The sequence below is a fragment of the Microbacterium sp. NPDC089987 genome, from assembly GCF_044748505.1.
Lineage (GTDB): Bacteria > Actinomycetota > Actinomycetes > Actinomycetales > Microbacteriaceae > Microbacterium.
On the sequence record NZ_JBIVGE010000002.1, the window covers coordinates 222,574 to 243,180 of the forward strand.

General features: G+C 69.5%; 19 protein-coding genes and 1 pseudogene. 2 read left to right on the forward strand and 18 right to left on the reverse strand.

Translation table 11 applies throughout. From position 1 onward, the window contains the following. Window positions 1-324: 324 nt before the first annotated feature. From ACIPV2_RS08770 to ACIPV2_RS08815, 10 genes are all read right to left on the reverse strand, one after another. Complete coding sequence (locus tag ACIPV2_RS08770) at window positions 325-1,692, reverse strand: extracellular solute-binding protein (protein WP_400840375.1); 1,368 nt, start codon at window positions 1,690-1,692, stop codon at window positions 325-327. Between the two features lie 96 nt (window positions 1,693-1,788). Then, complete coding sequence (locus ACIPV2_RS08775; RefSeq protein WP_400840377.1) at window positions 1,789-2,745, reverse strand: carbohydrate ABC transporter permease; 957 nt, start codon at window positions 2,743-2,745, stop codon at window positions 1,789-1,791. Then, on the reverse strand, window positions 2,745-3,749 hold the full coding sequence (locus ACIPV2_RS08780) for a carbohydrate ABC transporter permease (protein ID WP_400840379.1): 1,005 nt from the start codon (window positions 3,747-3,749) through the stop codon (window positions 2,745-2,747). Before ACIPV2_RS08780 ends, ACIPV2_RS08775 begins: the two co-directional genes overlap by 1 nt. A 259-nt stretch (window positions 3,750-4,008) precedes the next feature. Further along, window positions 4,009-4,782, reverse strand: a complete 774-nt coding sequence (locus tag ACIPV2_RS08785; RefSeq protein WP_101187830.1) for a DeoR/GlpR family DNA-binding transcription regulator — start codon at window positions 4,780-4,782, stop codon at window positions 4,009-4,011. Window positions 4,783-4,812: 30 nt separating this feature from the next. Beyond that, the gene (locus ACIPV2_RS08790) at window positions 4,813-5,679 is read right to left on the reverse strand and encodes a ketose-bisphosphate aldolase (RefSeq protein ID WP_400840382.1); all 867 of its coding nucleotides are present in this window, start codon (window positions 5,677-5,679) and stop codon (window positions 4,813-4,815) included. Beyond that, entirely contained in the window at window positions 5,676-6,866 is a 1,191-nt protein-coding gene (locus tag ACIPV2_RS08795; protein ID WP_400840385.1) for a 1-phosphofructokinase family hexose kinase, read from the reverse strand. The genes ACIPV2_RS08790 and ACIPV2_RS08795 overlap by 4 nt, the downstream gene beginning before the upstream one ends. Beyond that, window positions 6,863-7,849 carry an ROK family protein gene (locus ACIPV2_RS08800; protein ID WP_400840387.1) on the reverse strand — a complete coding sequence of 329 codons (987 nt, stop codon included), beginning with the start codon at window positions 7,847-7,849 and terminating at the stop codon, window positions 6,863-6,865. The genes ACIPV2_RS08795 and ACIPV2_RS08800 overlap by 4 nt, the downstream gene beginning before the upstream one ends. Before the next feature lie 34 nt (window positions 7,850-7,883). Further along, the gene (locus ACIPV2_RS08805) at window positions 7,884-8,777 is read right to left on the reverse strand and encodes an SIS domain-containing protein (protein WP_400840389.1); all 894 of its coding nucleotides are present in this window, start codon (window positions 8,775-8,777) and stop codon (window positions 7,884-7,886) included. Between the two features lie 129 nt (window positions 8,778-8,906). Then, the gene (locus ACIPV2_RS08810) at window positions 8,907-9,212 is read right to left on the reverse strand and encodes a chorismate mutase (RefSeq protein WP_400840391.1); all 306 of its coding nucleotides are present in this window, start codon (window positions 9,210-9,212) and stop codon (window positions 8,907-8,909) included. 4 nt (window positions 9,213-9,216) lie between these two features. Beyond that, window positions 9,217-9,609, reverse strand: a complete 393-nt coding sequence (locus tag ACIPV2_RS08815; RefSeq protein WP_400840394.1) for a hypothetical protein — start codon at window positions 9,607-9,609, stop codon at window positions 9,217-9,219. A 92-nt stretch (window positions 9,610-9,701) separates the two neighbouring features. Here ACIPV2_RS08815 and ACIPV2_RS08820 point away from each other — a divergent pair, with 92 nt between their 5' ends. Next, window positions 9,702-10,997: an AI-2E family transporter gene (locus ACIPV2_RS08820; RefSeq protein WP_400840396.1), complete on the forward strand. Its 1,296-nt coding sequence runs from the start codon at window positions 9,702-9,704 to the stop codon at window positions 10,995-10,997. Between the two features lie 66 nt (window positions 10,998-11,063). Here the strand turns inward: ACIPV2_RS08820 and ACIPV2_RS08825 are convergent, their stop codons facing one another. The 7 genes and pseudogenes from ACIPV2_RS08825 to ACIPV2_RS08855 all read right to left on the reverse strand — a co-directional run bounded on the left by ACIPV2_RS08825 (window position 11,064) and on the right by ACIPV2_RS08855 (window position 18,599). Beyond that, window positions 11,064-11,984, reverse strand: a complete 921-nt coding sequence (locus tag ACIPV2_RS08825; protein WP_400840399.1) for an ABC transporter substrate-binding protein — start codon at window positions 11,982-11,984, stop codon at window positions 11,064-11,066. 21 nt (window positions 11,985-12,005) lie between these two features. Then, on the reverse strand, window positions 12,006-12,734 hold the full coding sequence (locus ACIPV2_RS08830) for an ABC transporter permease (RefSeq protein WP_400840401.1): 729 nt from the start codon (window positions 12,732-12,734) through the stop codon (window positions 12,006-12,008). A gap of 158 nt (window positions 12,735-12,892) precedes the next feature. Continuing rightward, window positions 12,893-13,525, reverse strand: a pseudogene (locus tag ACIPV2_RS08835) (ABC transporter permease); the annotation flags it as partial. Beyond that, the gene (locus ACIPV2_RS08840) at window positions 13,522-14,343 is read right to left on the reverse strand and encodes an ABC transporter ATP-binding protein (protein ID WP_400840403.1); all 822 of its coding nucleotides are present in this window, start codon (window positions 14,341-14,343) and stop codon (window positions 13,522-13,524) included. The pseudogene ACIPV2_RS08835 and the gene ACIPV2_RS08840, both read right to left, overlap by 4 nt. Before the next feature lie 148 nt (window positions 14,344-14,491). Continuing rightward, complete coding sequence (locus ACIPV2_RS08845; protein WP_400840405.1) at window positions 14,492-15,901, reverse strand: dihydrolipoyl dehydrogenase family protein; 1,410 nt, start codon at window positions 15,899-15,901, stop codon at window positions 14,492-14,494. Between the two features lie 77 nt (window positions 15,902-15,978). Then, window positions 15,979-17,178: a lactonase family protein gene (locus ACIPV2_RS08850; protein WP_400840407.1), complete on the reverse strand. Its 1,200-nt coding sequence runs from the start codon at window positions 17,176-17,178 to the stop codon at window positions 15,979-15,981. 134 nt (window positions 17,179-17,312) lie between these two features. Next, window positions 17,313-18,599 (reverse strand): adenylosuccinate synthase, encoded by a 1,287-nt coding sequence (locus ACIPV2_RS08855; protein WP_101187819.1) that lies wholly within the window; start codon window positions 18,597-18,599, stop codon window positions 17,313-17,315. Window positions 18,600-18,765: 166 nt separating this feature from the next. On the opposite strand from ACIPV2_RS08855, the gene ACIPV2_RS08860 reads away from it, so the two are divergent. Continuing rightward, window positions 18,766-19,704 (forward strand): DMT family transporter, encoded by a 939-nt coding sequence (locus ACIPV2_RS08860; RefSeq protein WP_400840411.1) that lies wholly within the window; start codon window positions 18,766-18,768, stop codon window positions 19,702-19,704. Here the strand turns inward: ACIPV2_RS08860 and ACIPV2_RS08865 are convergent. After that, window positions 19,686-20,579 (reverse strand): hypothetical protein, encoded by an 894-nt coding sequence (locus tag ACIPV2_RS08865; RefSeq protein WP_400840413.1) that lies wholly within the window; start codon window positions 20,577-20,579, stop codon window positions 19,686-19,688. The two genes, ACIPV2_RS08860 and ACIPV2_RS08865, sit on opposite strands and share 19 nt — an antisense overlap. Window positions 20,580-20,607 lie beyond the last annotated feature (28 nt).

Below are 20,607 nucleotides of genomic sequence, written 5' to 3' on the forward strand. Positions count from 1 at the left end.
CGTTGCCGCACTTCAGGCTCCCCAGATCCGGCAGACCGCCCGAGATCCGGACGCCCCAACCGCAGGCATCCGGATCTCGGCACGTCCTCCGGATCTCAGTCAACCGCTCCCCGCGAGCGAACCCCGCGCCGCATACCCGGCAGCGCCGGCCCGGCGAGCATCGCAGGCGTCCATCGTGCCGCACTTCAGGCTCCCCAGATCCGGCAGACCGCCCGAGATCCGGACGCCCCAACCGCAGGCATCCGGATCTCGGCACGTCCTCCGGATCTCAGGCGACGGGATGAGAGCCCGCAGGCCCCGCCCCGCAGCGCAGAACCGCTCGACTCAGTCCTGCTCGATGTTCTTGTACGCCCGCATCGCCGCCTTCTGGGCGTCCTTCAGAGCGTCCTCGGGCGACTTGTCACCGAGCAGCGCCGCGGTGATCGCGTTGTTGAGCTCGTTCTGGATCTCCTGACCGGCGGGCGACGAACCGAACGACTGCCCGTAGTCGACCACGTCGTAGTACGTCGAGATCACCTGATCGAACCCGGCGTTGCCGCTCTCGGTCACCCACTCCTCGCGGATCGCCTTGTCGGCGGCCGGCGAGCCGGTGAACAGGCCGGTGTTCACGCCGCCGTCCTTCTTGCGGGTCTCACCTCGCGCCTTGCCGGCGGCCGCCCACGCGTCGTCCGAGGTGAGGTCGACCATCCAGGCGCACGCCGCGGCCGGGTTCTTCGCACCGGCCGGCACGACGAACGCGGTTCCGGATGCCACCGAGAAGGGGTCGCCGTCCGCACCGCGGAACGGCACGGCCTCGAGCTGCAGCTCGTCCATGTAGGGCGAGAGCACGTTCGGGTACCACTGCGCGTTCACCTGCGCGCCGACCTGCCCTGCGACGAACTGGTTGTTGTCGCCGAAGGTGTCGAACGAATCGGTGAAGCTCTTCACAGCGGCGTAGCCGCCCTGGGCATCCGTGATCTGCTTGAGCATCTCGATGCCGGCGACGTTCTTCGGGTCGTCGAGGGTCGGCTTGCCGTCGTCGTCGTTGAGCTGTCCGCCCATGCCGAGGATCCACAGTCCGCTCTGCCCGGTGGCCTGCGGATCGAAGCCCAGTCGGGTGGGAACGCCGTTCTGCTCCTGGTAGATCTTGCCGACCGCATCGAGCAGCACGTCCGGCTTCGAGGTGTCGATCTGGTCGGCGGTGACCCCGGCCTCGTCGAGCACCTTCTTGTTCACCAGGATCGCCGGCGGCTGGTAGAACTGCGGCACGGCCCAGATCTCATTGTCGTAGGTGACGTCATCGACGACGAAGGGGTACCACTGGTCGCGCGGCGAGACGTCCTGCTCCTTCAGGCACTCGTCGAGCGGCATGATCAGCCCCTGAGCGGCGTAGGTGGTGACGTAGCGACGGTCCATCTGCACGACGTCGGGCACGTTGCCACCGGCCAGTCGCGTGGTGAACTTCTGCGCGTCGAAGGCGGTGGCGTCGAGGTCGACCTTGACGTCCTTCAGCTGTCCCTCGGCGTAGTCGAGGCGGGACTGGCCGACATCGTCGGCGTTCTCGAAGCCCCACGCCTTCAGATCGCCGGTCGCCTTCGCGCCCCAGTCGATGTCTTCAGCCATGTCGGATGCGTCCTTGCCGCCTCCGCAGCCGGTCAGCACGACAGCGGATGCCGCGACGACGGCCGCGACTCCCAGAATGCGCTTGTGCATCTCTCTTCCTCTCGTTCGAGCCGCGACGCCGAAGCGCCGCTGCTGTTCTGTTGTGCAAGTCGTCGATTCCGGATGCCTGGCCCCAGGCATCCGGGATCAGCCCTTCCGCCCCTGGGTGGCGACGCCCTCGATGAAGTACCGCTGCCCGAAGGCGAACAGGATGAGCATCGGCACGGTGACGATGAGCGAGGCGACCATGACGTACTGGTAGTCGCCGTGGCCGCCGGCCGTGGGGCTGTACTTCGTCATGGCGTAGGCGATGCCCAGCGGTGCGGTGAAGTCGTCGACCGACCCGGCGTTCAGGTAGATCAGCGCGGAGTACAGGTTGTTCCAGCTCGCCTGGAACTCGAAGAGGAAGACGATGACGAAAGACGGCACCGACAGCGGCATCGCGATCCGCCAGAAGAGTCCCCAGTAGCTCGCGCCGTCCAGGCGCGCCGCCTCGAACAGCTCCCGCGGCAGTCCGAGATAGAACTGGCGCTGCAGGAAGATGTAGAACGCCGAGCCGAACAGGTTCATGCCCCACAGCGGCACCCACGTGCCGAGCAGCCCGGTCTCCTTCCAGATCAGGTAGATCGGGATCATCGTCACTGCGCCCGGGAGCATCATCGTCGCGAGCACCAGGCCGAAGAGCAGCCCGCGTCCGGGAAACTTGAAGTACGCGAACCCGAACGCGACGATCGAGCTCGACACGGCTACGGCGGTGGCCGCCAGCACGGCGATCGCCACGCTGTTCCAGAGCCAGCTCATGAGCGGCAGCTGGTTCCACACCTCGACGTAGTTCTCGGGCACGAACGTCTTAGGGATGAGCGCGTTGTCGAACACCTCGCCCCGCGGCTTGAAACTCGCCGCCACCAGCCACGCGAAGGGGTAGAGGAAGAGAAGACCGAACCCGATCAGGATGACCGTGAGCACGATCCGCGCGGCGAAGCTGCGCGGCTGGCTGAGAGCCCTACGCCACTTCGAGCGCTTCGGCACGGTGGCGACGACCGTCGACGGGTCGCGGCGCTCAGGATCCTGACGCCGTGGAGTCTGTTGCAGCGACGTCGCCATCAGCGATCTCCCTCGTAGTAGACGAAGCGGTTGCCGAACTTCACCTGGATCACGGTGATCACCATGATGATGACGAACAGCAGCCAGGCCATGGCGGCGGCGAATCCGAAGTTGAACTGGCGGAACGCCTGCTGGAACAGGTAGATCGCGTAGAACAGCGACGCCTCGGGCGACGAGTTGCTCTGATCGCGCCAGAACAGCAGATACGCCTGATCGAAGATCTGGAACGCGGCGATCGAGAGCACGATGACGTTGAAGAACATCGCCCCCGAGATCATCGGCAGGGTGATCGAGAAGAACTTGCGCACGCTGCCCGCGCCGTCGAGCGATGCCACCTCGTAGAGCTCGGTCGGCACGTTCTTCAGCGCCGCGAGGAAGATCACCATGGTGCCCGCGACCGTCCACAGCGTCATGATCACGATGCTCGGCTTCACCCACGCCGGGTCCACCAGCCACTGCGGGCCGTCGATGCCGAACAGGCGAAGGAACTCGTTGATCACTCCGCTGTTGCCGTTCAGCAGCAGGAAGAACACGGCGGCTGTGGCGACGGCCGGCGTCATCTTCGGCAGGTAGTACAGCGTGCGGAAGATGCCGGCGCCCCGGCCGACGCGGTTGAGCAGCATGGCCAGCACGAGCGCGAAGATGATCTCGAGCGGCACGGCCATCACGACGTAGAAGAGCGTGTTGGCCAGAGACACCATCACCCGCGGGTCGTCGAAGAGCTCGGCGTAGTTGTCGAGGCCGACCGGACGTGCGCTGTTGGTGGCGAGGTTGTAGTTGCTGAACGAGATGTACAGGCTGTAGATCATCGCCCCGGCGGTGAACACGAGGAACCCGATGATCCACGGCGTGATGAACAGGTACCCGGCGATCGCCTCGCGCTTGTTGTAGTGGTCACGCGCCGGCTTCGGGCGGCGGCGGAACCATCGCCTCTTCTTCCCGGCCTTCTTCTCGGCCTCCTGCTCGGCGGGCACGAGTGCCTCGGGCGTCGACGTGATGCTCATCTGGCGCCTCCTTCCGGTTGGCGCTCGGGCACCGCGTCGGCGGGACCGTTCGCGTCGACGTGCCTGCGCATCGGTGCAGCGCAGAGAGGGAGCCACTTTCGCATGTCCCTGACACTAGTGACGAAACTCGCCCCGCGAAGCACCCTTGCCAGGGGCCGAGAAGGAGTGCATTATTAGCGGAGTAGCGCCCGGGTGACTTCTTCTCGGGGCTGATCAGACGGCAATACCGTGTCGAGCCCGGTGGCCGGATCAGCAGACGTCAGTCGGTTCGCACCTCGAACCCGGCATCCGCCAGCGCTGCGCGCTGATCTTCCGTGACTGCCGGGTCGGTGATGACGAGCGGGAAGAGGTCGGCGCCGCCCACGTGAGCGAACGCGGTGCAGCCGATCTTCGAGGCATCCGCGACGACCACGGCTTGGTCGGATCGCTGGGCCATCATGCGGTTCACCGCAGCCTCCGCCTCATCGTGCGTGCTGGCGCCGGAATCGGCCGAGAGCCCGTTCACACCGATGAAGGCGACGTCGAGCCGGATGCCGCCGAGCAGCTGCTCGACGAACGGGCCGACCAGCTCGAAGCTGCGCGCGTGGATCACCCCGCCGGTGACGACGACCTTGAACTCGGGGCGCATGGCCAGCTGCGCGGCGATGTTGACGGCGTTGGTGACGACCGTGATGCCCCGGTCGGCGAGGTCGTCGCGGGCCGCGAGCGCCGTGGCGATCGCGTTGGTGGTGGTGCCGCCGGAGAGACCGACGACCTGTCCCGGTTCGACGAGGGACGCGGCGACGGCCGCGATCTGCTCTTTCGCGCCTGTGGCGTGGTGGCTGCGGAAGCGAATCGGCAGCTCGTACGCCACCGACTGCGCCACCGCGCCGCCGTGCGTGCGGGTGAGCAGCCGGCGCTCGGCGAGACTGTCGAGGTCGCGCCGGGTGGTCGCGGCCGATGCGCCGAAGCGCTCGACGAGGTCTTCGACGCTCACCTCGCCCCGAGCGGCCAGCAGGTCGAGGATCGCGGCGAGTCGGGCGGCGCGTTTCATGTCGGGCTCCGTCTGTCAGTCGCGCGGCGGTCAGGCGGATTCGAGGGCGAACAGGCGCAGCATCCGCGCCGCCTCGTCGGCGACCGCTTCGCGGGCGGGAGAGAAGTACTTGCGCGAGTCGACGAGGTTCTCGTCGGCGGCGAGCGTCTCGCGGATCGCGCGTGTGAAGAATCCGTTCAGGTGCGTCGACACGTTGATCTTGGTCATCCCGGCGCGGACCGCCTGCACGATCACGTCGTCGGCGACGCCCGACGAGCCGTGCAGCACGAGCGGGATGTCGCAGCCCGTGCGGCCGATGCCGCGCAGGGCGCTCTTGAGACGGCCGATGAGGTCGATGTCGAGCGATGCCGAGCGGTCGAGCATCGCGTGCGACGAGCCGACGGCCACGGCGAGGGAGTCGACCCCGGTCGCCTCGACGAACGCCCGCGCCTCATCGGGGTCGGTGCGCACACCGGGGGCGTGGGCGCCGTCCTTCCCGCCGATCTCGCCGAGCTCCGCCTCGATGTAGACGCCGGCGGCACGGGCGCGCGATGCGACGTCGGCGGTGAGCTCGACGTTCTGCTCGTAGTCGAGCCTGCCGCCGTCGAACATCACCGAGCCGAAGCCGAGCGCGATGGCCTCGTCGACGAGCTCGGGCCGCTCGGCATGGTCGAGGTGCACCGCGACCGGCGTGCTCGCGCGCCGCGCGATGGCGAGCGTCGCCCAGCCGATGGGCTCGAGACCGCCGTGGTAGTCGGCGCAGTTCTGAGAGATCTGCAGGATGACCGGGAGATTCGCGTGCTCGGACGCGGCGACCAGCGCCTCGGCCGTCTCGAGGTGGATGACGTTGAACGCGCCGATCCCGGTGCCGGCCGACGCGGCCGCCCGCATCAGTTCGCGTGCGGATGCGAGGGTCATCGGGTCTCCTTGGGGTCGGATGCAGGTGAGACATCGGCTTCGACGTGAGAAACCTCGCCGGTGCGGGTGTCTCGTGCCGGAAGTGGTTTCTCGGCGAAGGTCAGTGCGGACTCGAGCTCGGGCCAAGACGGGTGGATCTCGCCGGCGAGGGGCATCAGCACCGCCGCGGCGGACCACGCGGTCGCGCGACGCAGGATCTGCTCGGGGTCGTGGATGCCGGCATCCATCAGCACGGCGCACGCCGCGACCGCGGCATCCCCCGCACCGGTGGGGTTGCCGGCGAGCACCTCGCCCAGCCGTGCGTGGAGGACGTGGACATCTCCGGATGCCGTGGGCGTGACCGCCAGCATCCCGTCGGCTCCGAGCGAGAGCAGCACCAGCTCGGCGCCGCGTCGGATGAGCTCGCGTGCGCCGTCGACGGGGTCATCGAGGCCGGTCGCGTCGCGCAGCTCGTGTTCGTTGGGTTTCAGGACGGATGCCCCGGCATCCGCCGCCGCGAGCAGCGCGGGGCCGGACGTGTCGACGATCACGGTCGCGCCGGCGTTGCGACCGAGTCCGATCAGGGAGGGCAGCACGTCATCCGGGGTGTCCGGCGGGAAGCTGCCGGAGATCACCAGCACACCCGCCCCCGGGACTGCGGTCTTCCCCGATGAGAAACCAGCACCCCCCATCCCGTCGAGTGCACGGTATCTCGCCGGATGCACGGGCTCTTCACGCGAACGAGCCGTGCGCTCGGCGAGGTCCCGTGCTCTCGACGATAAGAGTCGCGCTGGTTTCTCGCCGAGCCCGGCAGCGCGGCCGGCGGCGAGCGCGGCCCGAGTGACACGCCGCAGGACGTCCCACTCCACTTCCTCGAGCGCGGCACCGCGCTCGTTCACGATCGTCGTGTCACCGGCCGTCTCATCCACGAGGGCGATGCTGCGCCGGGTCGCACCGTGCACCGGCACGGTCACGTGGGGGACTCCGGAGGCGACCAGCTCGGCGAAGAACTCCTCGCCGGTCGCACCGCCGTGCGTCACGACCGCGCATGCGGAAGCGCCCTCGGCGTGGGCCACTCGTGCGACGTTCACGCCCTTGCCACCCGCCCGAGCCTGCCCGGTGTCGGCGCGATGCGTGGAACCCGGCTGCAGCGCGGCGACGTGCCAGGTGAGATCCAGCGCCGGGTTCGGCGTGACGGTGACGATCATGCCGGCGCCACCTGCCGTGCGCGCAGCGCCGAGCCCAGGATGCCCGCGTTGCCGGACAGCTCGGCCGGGACCAGGGCCGGGATGCGATGGAAGCTCAGCCGGTCGGCGAGGCGCGCGCGCAGCTCGTCGAACAGCGCGCCGCCCGCGCGCGACAGCCCGCCGCCGATGACCACGGCCTGCGGGGCGATAACGGCGGTGAGCTGGGCGATGGACATCGTCAGCGCATCGAGCGCCTCGTTCCAGACACGCGCCGCGATCTCATCTCCCGCGGCAGCACGGGCGATGACTTCGCGAGCACCGTCGACCACGTCGCCGGTGGCGTCGGTGTAGCGGCGCGAGATGGCGCCGGCCGAGGCGATCGCCTCCAGGCATCCGCGTGCTCCGCACGGGCAGGGCCACTCGCCCAGCGGCGAATGGCCGATCTCGCCGGCGTAGCCACCGGCGGTGTACGGGCGGCCGTCGACCAGCAGCGCACCGGCGATACCGGTGCCGATGATCAGCACGACCGAGTTCGCGTAGTCGCGCGCGCCACCGAGCACGTGCTCGGCCCAGCTGGCCATCCGCACATCGTGGTCGAAGGCCACGGGCATCCCGAATCGGGCGGCCATCAGGTCGCGCATGGGCGCATCGCGCCAGCCGAGGTTGCTGCTGAACACGCCGATACCGCGGTCGGAGTCGACGATGCCGGGCACGACGAGTCCTACGGCCTGCGGTTCCACATCGGGATGCTGGGCACGCAGCTCGGCGGCGAGCTCGGCGAGCCGTTCGATCAGCCGGCCAGGAGTGCCGTCGTCACTGGCCGGGGTCGGAGTGCGGCGCAGCCCGAGGGCGGTGCCGTCGGCGTCGAACAGCGCGGACTTGATGTCGGTGCCGCCCACGTCGAAGGCGAGCACGGGCGCACCGGCGCCGATCGAGACCGCTCGCGCGAGCCGTTCACCGGACTCGTCGCTGACCACCTCGGGGATGTCGCTCTGCTCGGACATGCGCTCTCCGTCGCCCGTCGTCGGTCGTCAGCCGTCAGCCGTCGAGGACCACCGAGCGGGTGAGGTTGCGCGGCTGATCCGGGTCGAGGCCCTTCGCCAGCGCGCGGTCGAGGGCGACACGGTGCAGGCGCACGAGGTCGGCCATCGGGTCGATCGCATGCTGCACGAAGCGAGCGCCGGTGGCCTCCACCTGGGCCTGCAGGCCCTCGGGAGCGGCGCCGAGCTGCCAGGTGATCCGCCCGGGGGCGGCGATCGCGATCGGCCCGTGGCGGTACTCCATCGAGCTGTACGACTCAGTCCACGACTGGGAGGACTCGCGCATCTTCAGGGCCGCCTCGTGGGCGAGGCCCATCGCCCAGCCCATGCCGAGGAAGCTGTACTGCTCGGCCTCGGCGAGGGCGGCGTCATCGTCACCGTCGAGCACGCTCTGGGCGTCGGCGATCGCCGCATCGAGATTCTCGCCGACGGAGGCGCGGAACAGCGCCAGCGCCGTGGTCGCGAAGCGGGTCTGCACCACGGACTGCTCGTCGGCGAACGGGAGGCCGATCACCTCGTCGGCCAGGTCGACGAGCGGCGAGGTCGTGTCGCCCACAACGGCGATCACGGGCGTCGTGCCCTTCACGCGCTCGGTCAGCTCGAGCACCTCGGTGGTCGTGCCGGAGCGGGTGAGGGCGACGATCGCGTCGTAGCCGCGCGCGAAGGGGAACTCGGATGCCGTGAACGCGTCGGTCTCGCCGTGGCCGGCGCTCTCGCGCAGCGCGGCGTACGACTGCGCCATGAACCAGGAGGTGCCGCAGCCGACGACGGCGATGCGGGCGCCGGATGCCGGCAGCACGGCCTGCTCATCGCGCATGGCAGCCGCGCGGGTCCAGGTCTCAGGCTGCGAGGTGAGCTCTGCGCGCATGTGCGCGCCGGCGGTGGTGTGCATGGCAACTCCTGAATGCGTGTTTCTGACGTTTCAAACCGGATATCGCTCACATTCTGGCACATATCCCGGGCATGCTGAAGTCCTCCTCGCCACCCGCCGAGTGGTGAACGCGGCGCTGCGGGCAGAGGCTCAGCGGCCCTCGGCAGCCTCGGTGTGGTGGCGGATGACCTCGGCGACGACGAAGTTGAACCACTTCTCGGCGAACTCCGGGTCGAGGTGCGCCTCTTCGGCCAGCGCCCGCAGCCGTGCGGTCTGCTGCTCTTCGCGCCCCGGGTCCGAGGCGGGCATGTCGTGCTCGGCCTTCAGCCGTCCGACCTGCTGCGTGCAGCGGAAGCGCTCGGCGAGCATGAAGATCAGCGCGGCGTCGATGTTGTCGATGCTGGCGCGCAGGCGCAGCAGTTCAGCGCGCGCATCGCGCGCGTCGGCGTCACTCACGGCGTCAGCTGTGCCGGCGATCGGCGCGCCCTGCATCGCCGTCGTCGGGGTAGCGTCCGTCGGTGTACTCGCCCTCGTCTTCCACGGCGTAAGTCTCTGCTTCCACGGCGTGGGTCTCTGCTTCCACGGCGTGGGCACCGGATGCCTCTGCCCGAGCGCCACCGGAGTGGTCGTCATGACCGCTCCCGTGGTCGGCGTCGGTGTACGTGCCTTCGCCGTGATGCGGCAGATGCTGCTCACGCCCGTCGGCGGAGTAGACACCGTCGGTGTACTCGCCTTCAACCTCGCCGGCATGCCCGGCGTGGTGGCGGCCGGTCGTCGTGCCGTCGCCGTGATCGGCATCCGTGTACTCGCCCTCGGCGGGCTCGGCTGCGTCGTATGCGTGTTCGTCGGGCATGAGATCCTCCAGGGGGTGGTCGCACCTCTCACGATAGTCAAGCCATGGCCGAGAAGGTAGGGTCATGTCAGCGCAGCCGTAGAGTGATCGCCATGAGCACCGAAGACCCCACGTCGCCCGCGCCCTCCGGCCGCGGCGACTCCCGCGCGACAGCCAGGGCGACTCGCGCCGCAGACGCCGCGGAGGCCGCAGAGATCGGTGCGGCCATCCAAGCAGATGCCGCAGCCGACGAGGCCGATGCCGCAGCCGACGAAGCGGATGCCGCGGCCTCATCCGCCGAAGCCGCCGAGGCGGCGGAGCACCCCTCCCCGGCGGATGCCCCCACGCCGCGTCGATCGATGTGGACACGCGTGGACCGTCCGTTCCGGCTCGGCTTCCTGCTCACCCTGGGCGGTCTGTCGGCATTTCTCGTGGCGCTCGCCCTCACCAGCCTCTCCACGGTGCTCATCTACGTCGCCATCGCCCTGTTCGCCGCGCTCGGCCTGAACCCGGCGGTACGGCTGCTCGAACGGCGCGGGCTCTCGCGCGGAATCAGCGTCGCGATCGTCATCGTCGCCCTGGTCGTCGCCGTGGGGCTCGTGCTCGTGATGATCGTGCCGGTGGTCGTCGAGCAGGTGGCGTCGTTCGTGAAGTCGGTGCCCGATGTGGTCGACGACTTCATGCACACCGACCTCTACCTCCTGCTCGAGAAGCAGTTCGGCGACCAGATCAACTCGCTGCTCGCCGACGGGCAGAAGCTGCTCACCGACGGCAAGACGCTCACCGCGCTGGGTGGTGGCGCTCTGAAGGTCGGCACCTCGATCGCGGAAGGGGTCTCTGCCTTCGTCATCGTGTTCGTGCTCACGCTGTACTTCGTGGTGGGCCTGCCCGGCATCATCGCCTCGATGCTGCGCCTGGCCCCGGCCCGCAAGCGCCGGCAGGCCCGCAGCATCATCGATCAGATCGCCGAGTCCGTCGGCGGCTACGTGCAGGGCATGGTCATCCTCGCGTTCGCGAACTCGATGGTGGCACTCGTGCTCTACCTGCTGCTGGGGCTGCCGTTCCCGCCGCTGATGGCGGTCGTCGCTTTCCTCGTGACGCTCATCCCACTGATCGGCCCGCTGCTCTTCCTCGCCATCGGCACGGTCGTCGCGCTGCTCGCCGACCCCCTGCACGCGCTGATCTTCGGCGTCGTCTACCTGATCTACATTCAGATCGAGGCATACGTCCTCACGCCGAAGGTCATGAACCGCACCCTCGAGGTCCCCGGTCTGCTGGTCGTGCTCGGCGCTCTGGCCGGCGGCACCCTGCTCGGGCTGCTCGGTGCGCTCGTGGCGGTGCCGGCCACGGCATCCATCCTCATCATCCTGAACCGGATCTTCATCCCGCGGCAGGACGAGCGGGTCTGAGCCGCCGGGACGCGAACGCGGCCGGGTGGGGGAACCCACCCGGCCGCGCCGGTGTCGCGAGAGGGGTCAGATCAGACCCTTGTCCTTCAGCCACGCCTTGGCGATGTCGGCCGACGACTTCTGGTCGACGGTGCTCTGCACGTTCATGGCGACGAGGTTCTCGGCGCTCAGCTCGGCGCTGATCGAGTCGATGACCTCGCTGACGTCGTCGGCGATGTCGCTCGAGACGAGCGGCACGACGTTCGATGCCAGGATCATGTTCTCGGGATCGTCCAGGGCCACGATGTCCTCGGTCTGGAAGGCGGGGTCGGCGGAGTAGATGTCGGCCACCTGCACCGTGCCGGCCAGCAGCGCGTCGAGCGTGCCCTGCCCGGTGGCCGAGAACTCCAGGTCGATGCCGTATGCGTCCTTCGCACCCGCGGGGCCGTAGGGGCGCTGCTCGAACTCGGGCGCGGCGCCGATCGTGGCCGGCTCGCTGAGCTTCGACAGGTCGGCGATCGAGGTGAGGTCGTTCTCGTCGGCGAACGACTTCAGCACCGTGTAGGTGTCCTGGTCGCTCGCGTCGGCGAACTGCAGCACGGTGAGCCCGTCGGGAAGCGCGTCCTTCAGGGCGGCGTACACGTCGTCGGGGCTGGTGGCCGTGGCCTCCTTGTCGAGGTACTCGAGAAGGTTGCCGGTGTACTCGGGGAAGACGTCGATGCTCCCCGACTCGACCTCGGGCATGTAGGCGTCGCGTTGGCCGATGTTGAACTTGCGGTCGACGGTGAAGCCGGCCTCTTCCAGCCCCTGCGCGTAGATCTCGGCGATGATCTCGTTCGAGTAGTACGCCTGCGAGCCGACGACGATCGTGTCGCCGCCCTTGTCGCCGCTGTCGGCGCTGGGCTTGTCGAGCGGGTTCGAGTCGGATGCGCAGCTGGCCAGCGACAGGGCGGCGACGATGGCGATACCGGCGGTGAGCGCGGTGCGGGTTCTGCTGTGGGTGGACATGGCGGGGCCTTTCGGTGGGGGTCAGGCTGGAGCGGATGCCACGCGGCGAGCGCGCGGCGCAGAGGTCGGTGTTCCGGATGCCGGGGTGCGCAGCCCCCGGGGGACGGCGGCTCGCTGCGCGAGCGCCATCAGCAGGTCGACGACGAGGGCGAGGGCGGCGACGAGGATCGCCCCGCCGAGCACCTGGTCGAAGCGACCGAGCGGGATGCCCTGGATGATGGGCCATCCGAGTCCGCCGAGGTTCACGTAGGCGGCGATCGTGACGGTGGCGATCACCTGCAGCAGAGCCGATCGCAGACCGCCGACGAGCAGCGGCAGACCGAGTCGCAGCTCTACCCTGGTGAAGATCTGCCACTCGGTCATTCCCATCGCCCGCGCCGCATCGATGACCCGGCGGTCGATGGCCTCGAGCCCGGTGTAGGCGCCGGCGAGCAGCGAGGGGATCGCGAGCAGCACGAACGTGATCACCGCGGCGAGTGGCGTCTGCAGGATGCCGAGCACGAGCACCAGAAGCACGAGCAGCCCGAACGAGGGGATCGCGCGCGCGGCGCCCGAGATGGCGACCGCGATCTCGCGCCCGCGCCCGGTGTGTCCGATCAGCCAGCCCGCGGGAAGCGCGATCACTGCGGCGACGGCGACCGAGACGATCGCGTAGATCAGGTGCTGGGCGAGCAGGGTGGGCAGGGCGTAGGTGCCGACCAGCCGGTCGGGCGAGAACAGCCAGGCGAACGCGTCGACGAAGAGGTTCATGCGCTGACCGCCTTGGCCTGTCCCCTGGGTCCCTGAGCCTGCCCCCTGGGTCCCTGAGCCTGCCCCCTGGGTCCCTGAGCCTGTCCCCTGGGTCCCTGAGCCTGCCCCCTGGGTCCCTGAGCCGGTCCCTCCTTGGGTCCCTGAGCCTGCCGAATGGTCGCCCTGCGGGTCCACGGCATGAGCGCCCGCCCCGCGAGGACCAGCAGCACATCGACGAGCAGGGCGATGACGACGACGGCGACGACGCCGGCGAGCACCTCGGGGATGATCCGGCGCTGCTGCCCGTTCGTGAAGAGGTAGCCCAGGTTCTCCACGCCGATCAGGATGCCGACGGTCGCGAGCGAGATCGTCGACACTGCGGTGACCCGCAGCCCCGCGAGGATCACGGGGCCGGCAAGCGGCAGCTCGACGGTGAGGAAGCGCCGCCGAGCGGCGAAGCCCATGGCGGTCGATGCCTGCAGCACATCGGCATCCACCGAGTCGAGTCCGTCGGCGACGGCTCGCACCAGGATGGCGACGGCGTAGATCGTCAGCGCGGCGACGAGGTTCTCCTCGCTGATCACCGAGTACCCGAAGGCCGCGGGCATGAGGATCAGCAGCGCCAGCGAGGGGATCGTGTACAGCAGGCCAGTGAGCACGATGACCGGTCCGCGCACGAGCCGGTAGCGCCAGGCCACCCAGCCGAGCGGCACCGACAGCACGAGGCCGAGCGCGATCGGGATGAGGCTCTGACGCAGGTGGATCACCGTGAGCTCGACGATGAGCCCGAGGTTGTCCACCACCCAGTTCATGCGGTGTCCTCCACGAGGCGGCCCTGCGTGCGGCCCTCCGAGTCGACGAGAACAGCGCCGTTCGGGGTCTGCTTCACGCTCAGGGCCCGGCGGCCGCGCTCAGCGCCGATGAACGCCGCGACGAAGGCATCCGCGGGGTTCTCGATGATCTCGCTGGGGCTGCCGACCTGCACGATCTGCGCTCCGCGATCGAGGATGACGACCTGGTCGCCGAGCAGGAACGCCTCGTCGATGTCGTGCGTCACGAACACGACGGTCTTGTCGAGCTCGTTCTGCAGGCGGATGAGCTCCTGCTGCAGGTCCGCGCGCACGATCGGATCGACGGCGCCGAACGGCTCATCCATGAGCAGGATGTTCGGATCGGCGGCGAGCCCGCGCGCGACGCCCACGCGCTGCTGCTGACCACCCGAGAGCTGGCTCGGGTAGCGATCGGCGAGCGAGTGGTCGAGACCGACCGTGGTGAGCATCTCGCGTGCTCGCGCATGCGCGTCACGACGTGAGACCCCCGTGAGACGCAGCACGGTCGCGACGTTGTCGAGCACGGTGAAATGCGGCATCAGGCCGGAGTTCTGCATGACGTAGCCGATGCGGCGCCGGAGCGTCACCGGGTCGCCGCCCAGCACGCTCTTCCCGTCGATCTCCACCTCTCCGGACGTGGGCTCCACCATGCGGTTGATCATGCGCAGGAGCGTCGTCTTGCCGCATCCGGACGAGCCGACGAAGACCGTCGTCTTCCGTGACGGGATGACCAGGCTGAAATCGTCGACGGCGCGCGTGCCATCGGGGAACGTCTTCGTGACCGACCGGAACTCGATCATCGGCTCACGCCTCCTGCGGGGACAGCTCTCATGCACGTGCCTCCTGGCATCTCTTCGAGGGTAGGCGAGGATCCGGACATTCCGGCGGAATCATCTCACCCACGATCCCGGTTCGGAGCAGCGGCCGCAGCGGATTGGCGGCCGGCGGTCATGCGGACTGCCTGCCGTACTCCTCGAGGAATCGCAGCCAGATCTCGCTCATGGTCGGGTAGGCGGGAACCGCATGCCAGAGCCTGCTGATCGGCACCTCGCCGACGACCGCGATCGTCGCCGCCTGCAGCATCTCGGCGACGTCAGCGCCGACGAAGGTCACCCCGAGGATCACCTCGCGTTCGGTGTCGACCACCATGCGCGCCTGCCCCTGGTAGCCGTCGGCATGCAGCGCCGCGCCGGCCACCGAGCCCAGGTCGTAGTCGACGACGGCGATCTCCCGTCCGGCCTCGCGCGCGGCATCCGCGGTCATCCCCACCGAGGCGACTTCGGGCTCGCTGAACACCACCTGAGGCACCGCGGCGTGATCGGCCGTCGCGACATGGCGACCCCACGCGCCGTCGGCGATCACTTCGCCGCGCGAGCGGGCCGCGATGACGTCGCCGGCAGCACGGGCCTGGTACTTGCCCTGGTGCGTGAGGAGCGCGCGTCCGTTGACGTCGCCGACGGCGTACAGCCAGTCGCTGCCCGGCACGCGCATCGTGTCGTCGACCTCGATGGGGCGACCCGCCGGCAGACCCACCGTCTCGAGGCCGATGTCCGCGCTGCGCGGCGTCCTTCCGGTCGCCACAAGCACCTCGGCCGCCGTGATCTCATGACCGTCGTCGAGCGTCAGCGTCACCCGGTCGCCCTCGCGGCGCACGGCGGTCGTCTGCTTGTTCAGTCGCACCTCGACGCCCAAGCCGCGCAGCCCCTCGACGACCTGCTCGCCGGCGAACGGCTCCATCCGCTCGAGCAGGCCGTGCCTGGCGATCAGCGTGACCGACGAGCCCAGTCCGGCGAAGGCCGTCGCCATCTCGACGCCGACGACTCCGCCGCCGATGACGGCCAGCGAGTCGGGCACCTGCTCGGCGCCGGTCGCCTCGCGGCTGGTCCACGGGCTCACCTCGGCAAGGCCAGGGATGCCGGGGATCGTGGCATCCGATCCGGTCGCCACCGCGACGGCATGCCGTGCCCGCAGCACCCGCTCGCCGTCGCCGGTGGTCACCGTGACCTCACGTTCGCCGGTCAGCCGTCCGTGCCCGCGCACCAGGTCGATGCCGGCGTTCTGCAGCCACGTCACCTGGCCGTCGTCCGACCAGTGCGAGACGAAGTCGTCACGACGGGCGAGCACCTCGGCTTCGGCGATGCTGCCGCCTTCGACTCCCCGCACGTGCTGCGCGGCGCGCAGCGCCTGCATGGGCCGAAGCAGGGCCTTCGACGGCATGCACGCCCAGTACGAGCATTCGCCGCCGACCAGTTCGCTCTCGACGATGACGGCGGTGAGCCCGCCCTGCACCGCTCGGTCGGCCACGTTCTCGCCGACCGGGCCCGCGCCCAGCACGATGACGTCGTATTCGTCGCTCATGCCGTCAGTCTTGCTGAGCGGGGCTCTCGATTCCACTGCTTGACATCGGCGCGCGCCGTGCGCGACGGCGGTCAGGATCAGCGCACGGGCAGGATCACGGTCGGCGTCGGCGCCTCGGTGACGTGGCGCACATCGCGCGGCGCGCCGGTGCGCGCGTCCAGGTCGACGACGCTCACCGTGCCCGACCGCTGGCCGGCCACGAGCAGTGTGCCGTCGTAGACCACGTGGTGGCGCGGCCAGTCGACGCCGGAGTCGGCGAGCGCGAACGGTTCGACCGCGTCGCCGCTTCCGCGCACGCGCAGCGCCGCGAGGGTGTTGCTGCCGCGCAGCGCCGTGTAGAGGGTGTCGCCGTCGCGGGAGACGGCCAGCTCGGCGGGGAAGTCGACACCGACCTGGGCGACGGGCGACGCGATCGTAGCCGAGACGACTCCCCACGCTCCGTCGCGGGCGGATGCCAGGGTGAACACCTCGCAGGAGTACTCGGTGACCACGTGCAGGTGCCCGCTGGGGTGCATCACCATGTGGCGGGGACCCGTGCCGCGCGGCAGCACGACCTCGTGATCCAGCGCCAGGCCCGAGCCCGCCTGGGGCCCTGAGCCCGCCTGGGGCCCTGAGCCCGTCTGGGTCCCTGAGCCCCGCTGGGTCCCTGAGCCCGAGCCCGTCTGGGTCCCTGAGCCCGTCGAAGGGCGCCAGATGCGCACCAGGTCGAACCCGAGGTCGGTGGTGGCGATGCGCCCGTCCGGCAGGAACACCGCGGCGTGGGCGTGCGGTGCGCGTGGCTCCTCGCCCGCCGGGGTCGGGTACGGGTCGCGGGCGGCATGCGGATCGGCGGCCGAGCTCGCATCCTGCTCGCCGAACAGCGCGGCACGGAGAGCTGCGGCCGTGTCGACGCCGGCCGGCACGAGCGCGCCGTCGGCTGCGATGCCGAAGCGCACGACCCGTCCGTCGCCGTAGCAGCTGGCGATCAGCATCCGTCCACCGGGTGCGACGGCGAGGTGACAGACCGAGTCTCCCGCGCGGAGCGGTTCGCCGAGCGGACGCAGCGTCGCCTCCCCTGCGCGGGCGAACGCCTGCACTGCGCCCTGGCCCTCCAGAGCGGCGTAGACGACGTCGAGCGTCGGATGCGCGGCCAGCCAGGACGGGGATGCCACCGGCGCAGCCGTGCCGCGATGGCGCAGTGTCGACGGCCCGCGGCCCTCATCGACGGACAGGAGGCCGATACCCTCGGCATCCCCCTCCATGTCGGCGCCGTAGCCACCCACCCAGAACCGCGTCATGCTGCTTCCTCTCCTCGCCCCCAGATCACCACATCCCGTCGAGTGCACGGGATCTCGCCGGATGCACGGGCTCTTCACGCGAACGAGCCGTGCGCTCGGCGAGGTCCCGTGCTCTCGACGATTAGGAGCCGCGCTCAGTCGATCAGGTCGTGGCGCACGATGACCTGATCACGGGCGGGGCCCACGCCGATCACCGAGATGCGGGTGTTGCTCATCCGCTCGAGGGTGAGCACGTAGTCCTTCGCGGTCTGCGGCAGGTCGTCGAAGGTGCGCGCGGTCGAGATGTCCTCGCTCCAGCCCGGGAAGTACTCGTAGATCGGCTTCGCGTGGTGGAAGTCGGTCTGGTTGACGGGCACCTCGTCGAAGCGGGTGCCGTCGACGTCGTAGGCCACGCACACGGGGATCTGCTCGAGCCCGGTCAGCACGTCGAGCTTGGTGAGCACGAGGTCGGTGATGCCATTCACCCGCGTCGCGTATCGGGTGATCGGGGCGTCGTACCAGCCCGTGCGACGGTCGCGACCGGTCGTGGTGCCGTACTCGAAGCCGGTCTTGCGCAGCCACTCGCCCATCTCGTCCTCGAGCTCCGTGGGGAACGGACCCGAGCCGACGCGAGTGGTGTACGCCTTGACGATGCCGACGATGCGGTCGAGTCGGTTGGGTCCCACACCCGATCCGGATGCCGCACCCGCAGCCGTCGCGGTCGACGACGTCACGAAGGGGTAGGTGCCGTGATCGACGTCGAGCATGGCGGCCTGGCCGGCCTCGAACACGACGACCTCGCCGCGCTTCAGTGCCTCGTCGACGAGGTGGCCGGTGTCGGCGACGAGCGGACGCAGCCGCTCGGTGTACGACAGCAGGTCTTCGACGATCTCGTCGACCGTGATCGAGCGGCGGTTGAACACCTTCACGAGCAGGTGGTTCTTCTGATCGAGAGCGCCCTCGACCTTCTGCCGCAGGATGTTCTCGTCGAACAGATCCTGCACGCGGATGCCGACGCGGTTGATCTTGTCGGCGTAGGCCGGGCCGATGCCGCGACCGGTCGTGCCGATGCGGCGCTTGCCGAGGAAGCGCTCGGTGACCTTGTCGAGCGTGCGGTGGTACGCGGTGATGATGTGCGCGTTGGCGCTGACCTTGAGGCGCGACGTGTCGACGCCGCGGGCCTGCAGCGCGTCGAGCTCCTGGAACAGCACGGCGAGGTCGATGACGACGCCGTTGCCGATCACGGGGTTGACGCCGGGGCTCAGGATGCCGGAGGGGAGCAGGTGCAGGGCGTACTTCTCGTCGCCGATGACGACGGTGTGGCCGGCGTTGTTGCCGCCGTTGAACTTGACCACCCAGTCGGTGCGCTCGCCGAGCAGGTCGGTGGCCTTGCCCTTGCCTTCATCGCCCCACTGGACGCCGACGATCACGATTCCTGGCATGCGTGTACCCCCTGGTGCTGCACGCTTTCGCCGGGTTTGCACCGGCCGATGAGCTGGCCCTGATCGGGCGGCTCCATCCTATCTGAGGCCCTCCGACGCCTTTTCGGATGGACGTCACGCGGCGACGCTCCCCTCCTCGGTCGGCGGCACCTGCGACGATCAGAGGATGCCTGCATCTTCCGAACCTGTGGACGGCGGCCCAGCCGCAGCCACGCCGCCGTCGAGCGGAACGCTCGTGCTGCTCGCAGCCCTCGTGACGGTCGTGCTCTGGGCGTCCGCCTTCATCGGCATCCGCGGCGCAGGACCGCACTACGACCCGGGTGCTCTCGCGCTGCTGCGCATGGCGGTCGGCACCGTCGCGCTCACGCTGATCGCGCTGAGGGCGGGCTTCCGGATGCCGGCCCGCCGTCACCTGCCGCTCGTCGCCCTGTGGGGCGTGGCATGGTTCTGCGTCTACAACCTGGCGCTGAACGCGGCCGAGCTCACACTCGACGCGGGCACCGCGGCGATGGTCGTGAACCTCGCGCCGCTCATGGTGGTGGTGTTCAGCGGGCTCTTCCTGCGCGAGGGCTTCCCCCGCCCGCTGCTCATCGGCGCGCCGATCGCCTTCTTCGGCGTCGTGCTGATCGGGATGACCTCCCGGACGGATGCCGGTCTCGACGTCACCGGGCTGCTGCTGGCGCTGCTCGCCGCCGTCATGTACGCCGGGTGCACCCTGCTGCAGAAGCATCTGCTCAGCGCGGGTGCCGACTCGACCACGCTCACCTGGCTCGGCGCGACGGCAGGGACCGTCGCACTGCTGCCGTGGACCGGGAGCCTCGTCGGAGCGCTGCAGACCGCACCGCTCGACGCGACGCTGTGGGTGGTCTACTTGGGCATCTTCCCCACCGCCATCGCGTTCACGACGTGGGCGTACGTGCTGCAGCGCAGCACGGCCGGTCAGACGTCGGCGACCACCTACGTCGTGCCGGCGATCGCGATCCTGCTGTCGTGGGTGATCCTCGGCGAAGTGCCGACCCCGCTCATGCTGCTCGGCGGTGCGCTGTGCCTGCTGGGAGTGCTGGTCACGCGTACGCGGTGGCGCCGTCAGGGCGCCGTGCGCTGACCCGCTGCCGGTGCAGGCCGGAACCTCGCGAGCACGGGCGAGGCCACATGCTCGGGTGTCGTGGCCACAGCTGCTCGGGCGTCGATGAGCCGCTCGGGCACACGGCCGCCGCGCAGCTCCTCGCGGGCAGACGGCTCGAGACGGTACAGGCGCAGTGCGAGCCAGAGAAGCGTGCCGTCGATTCCCAGCGCGACCGGGTCGACGTCGATCGCGCCCCGCCTGCGGAAGAACGGATGACGCCACTGCTCGCGGTACGACGGGGCGCCGGGCCGTACGCCGATCCGCAGAACCATGACGTTGTTCATGCCGACGCCGTAATCGATGCTGTCGATGTCGTCCCAGCGCACCTCAGCATCGAGATGGAAGGTTGCGGACCCCAGGCCGAGGGGATGCAGGAGAAGACGGCGCGGATGCCGCAGCGAGATGACATGGCTGACGATGGTGCCCAGCAGCAGAAGAGCACCCAGAGCACACACAATCCTCCAGCCGCCGTGGACGGTCACCGCCAACACGGTGAGCGTCAGCGCAGCAGCGACCGCCGCAGCGAGGGTCGTGGAGGGCACCAGCCTCGACCCGCGAAGAAGGATGCCGCCGGGAACCGTCGCGCTCGCTTCGCCGATGCTGGTGGCGCTGGCGCGGCGACGGGACATGGTCGTGAGCAGCAGCGTCAGGGCCATCACCCACCACATCACGGGAACCGCGATCAGCACCCCGAGAAGCGGATGCGGGTGTTCCACGCTCTGCGTCAGAGCTGATGCGCACAGCACTGTCGCCACCGCGGCGAGCAGCAGGTTGAGCACGACGATCGCCACCCACAGCGCACGCCCGAAGCTCTGCTCGGGGAAGCTGCGCGGCATCGTGCTGAGCTTTCTCATCGACGCTCCTGCTGCGGTGTGAACCGGA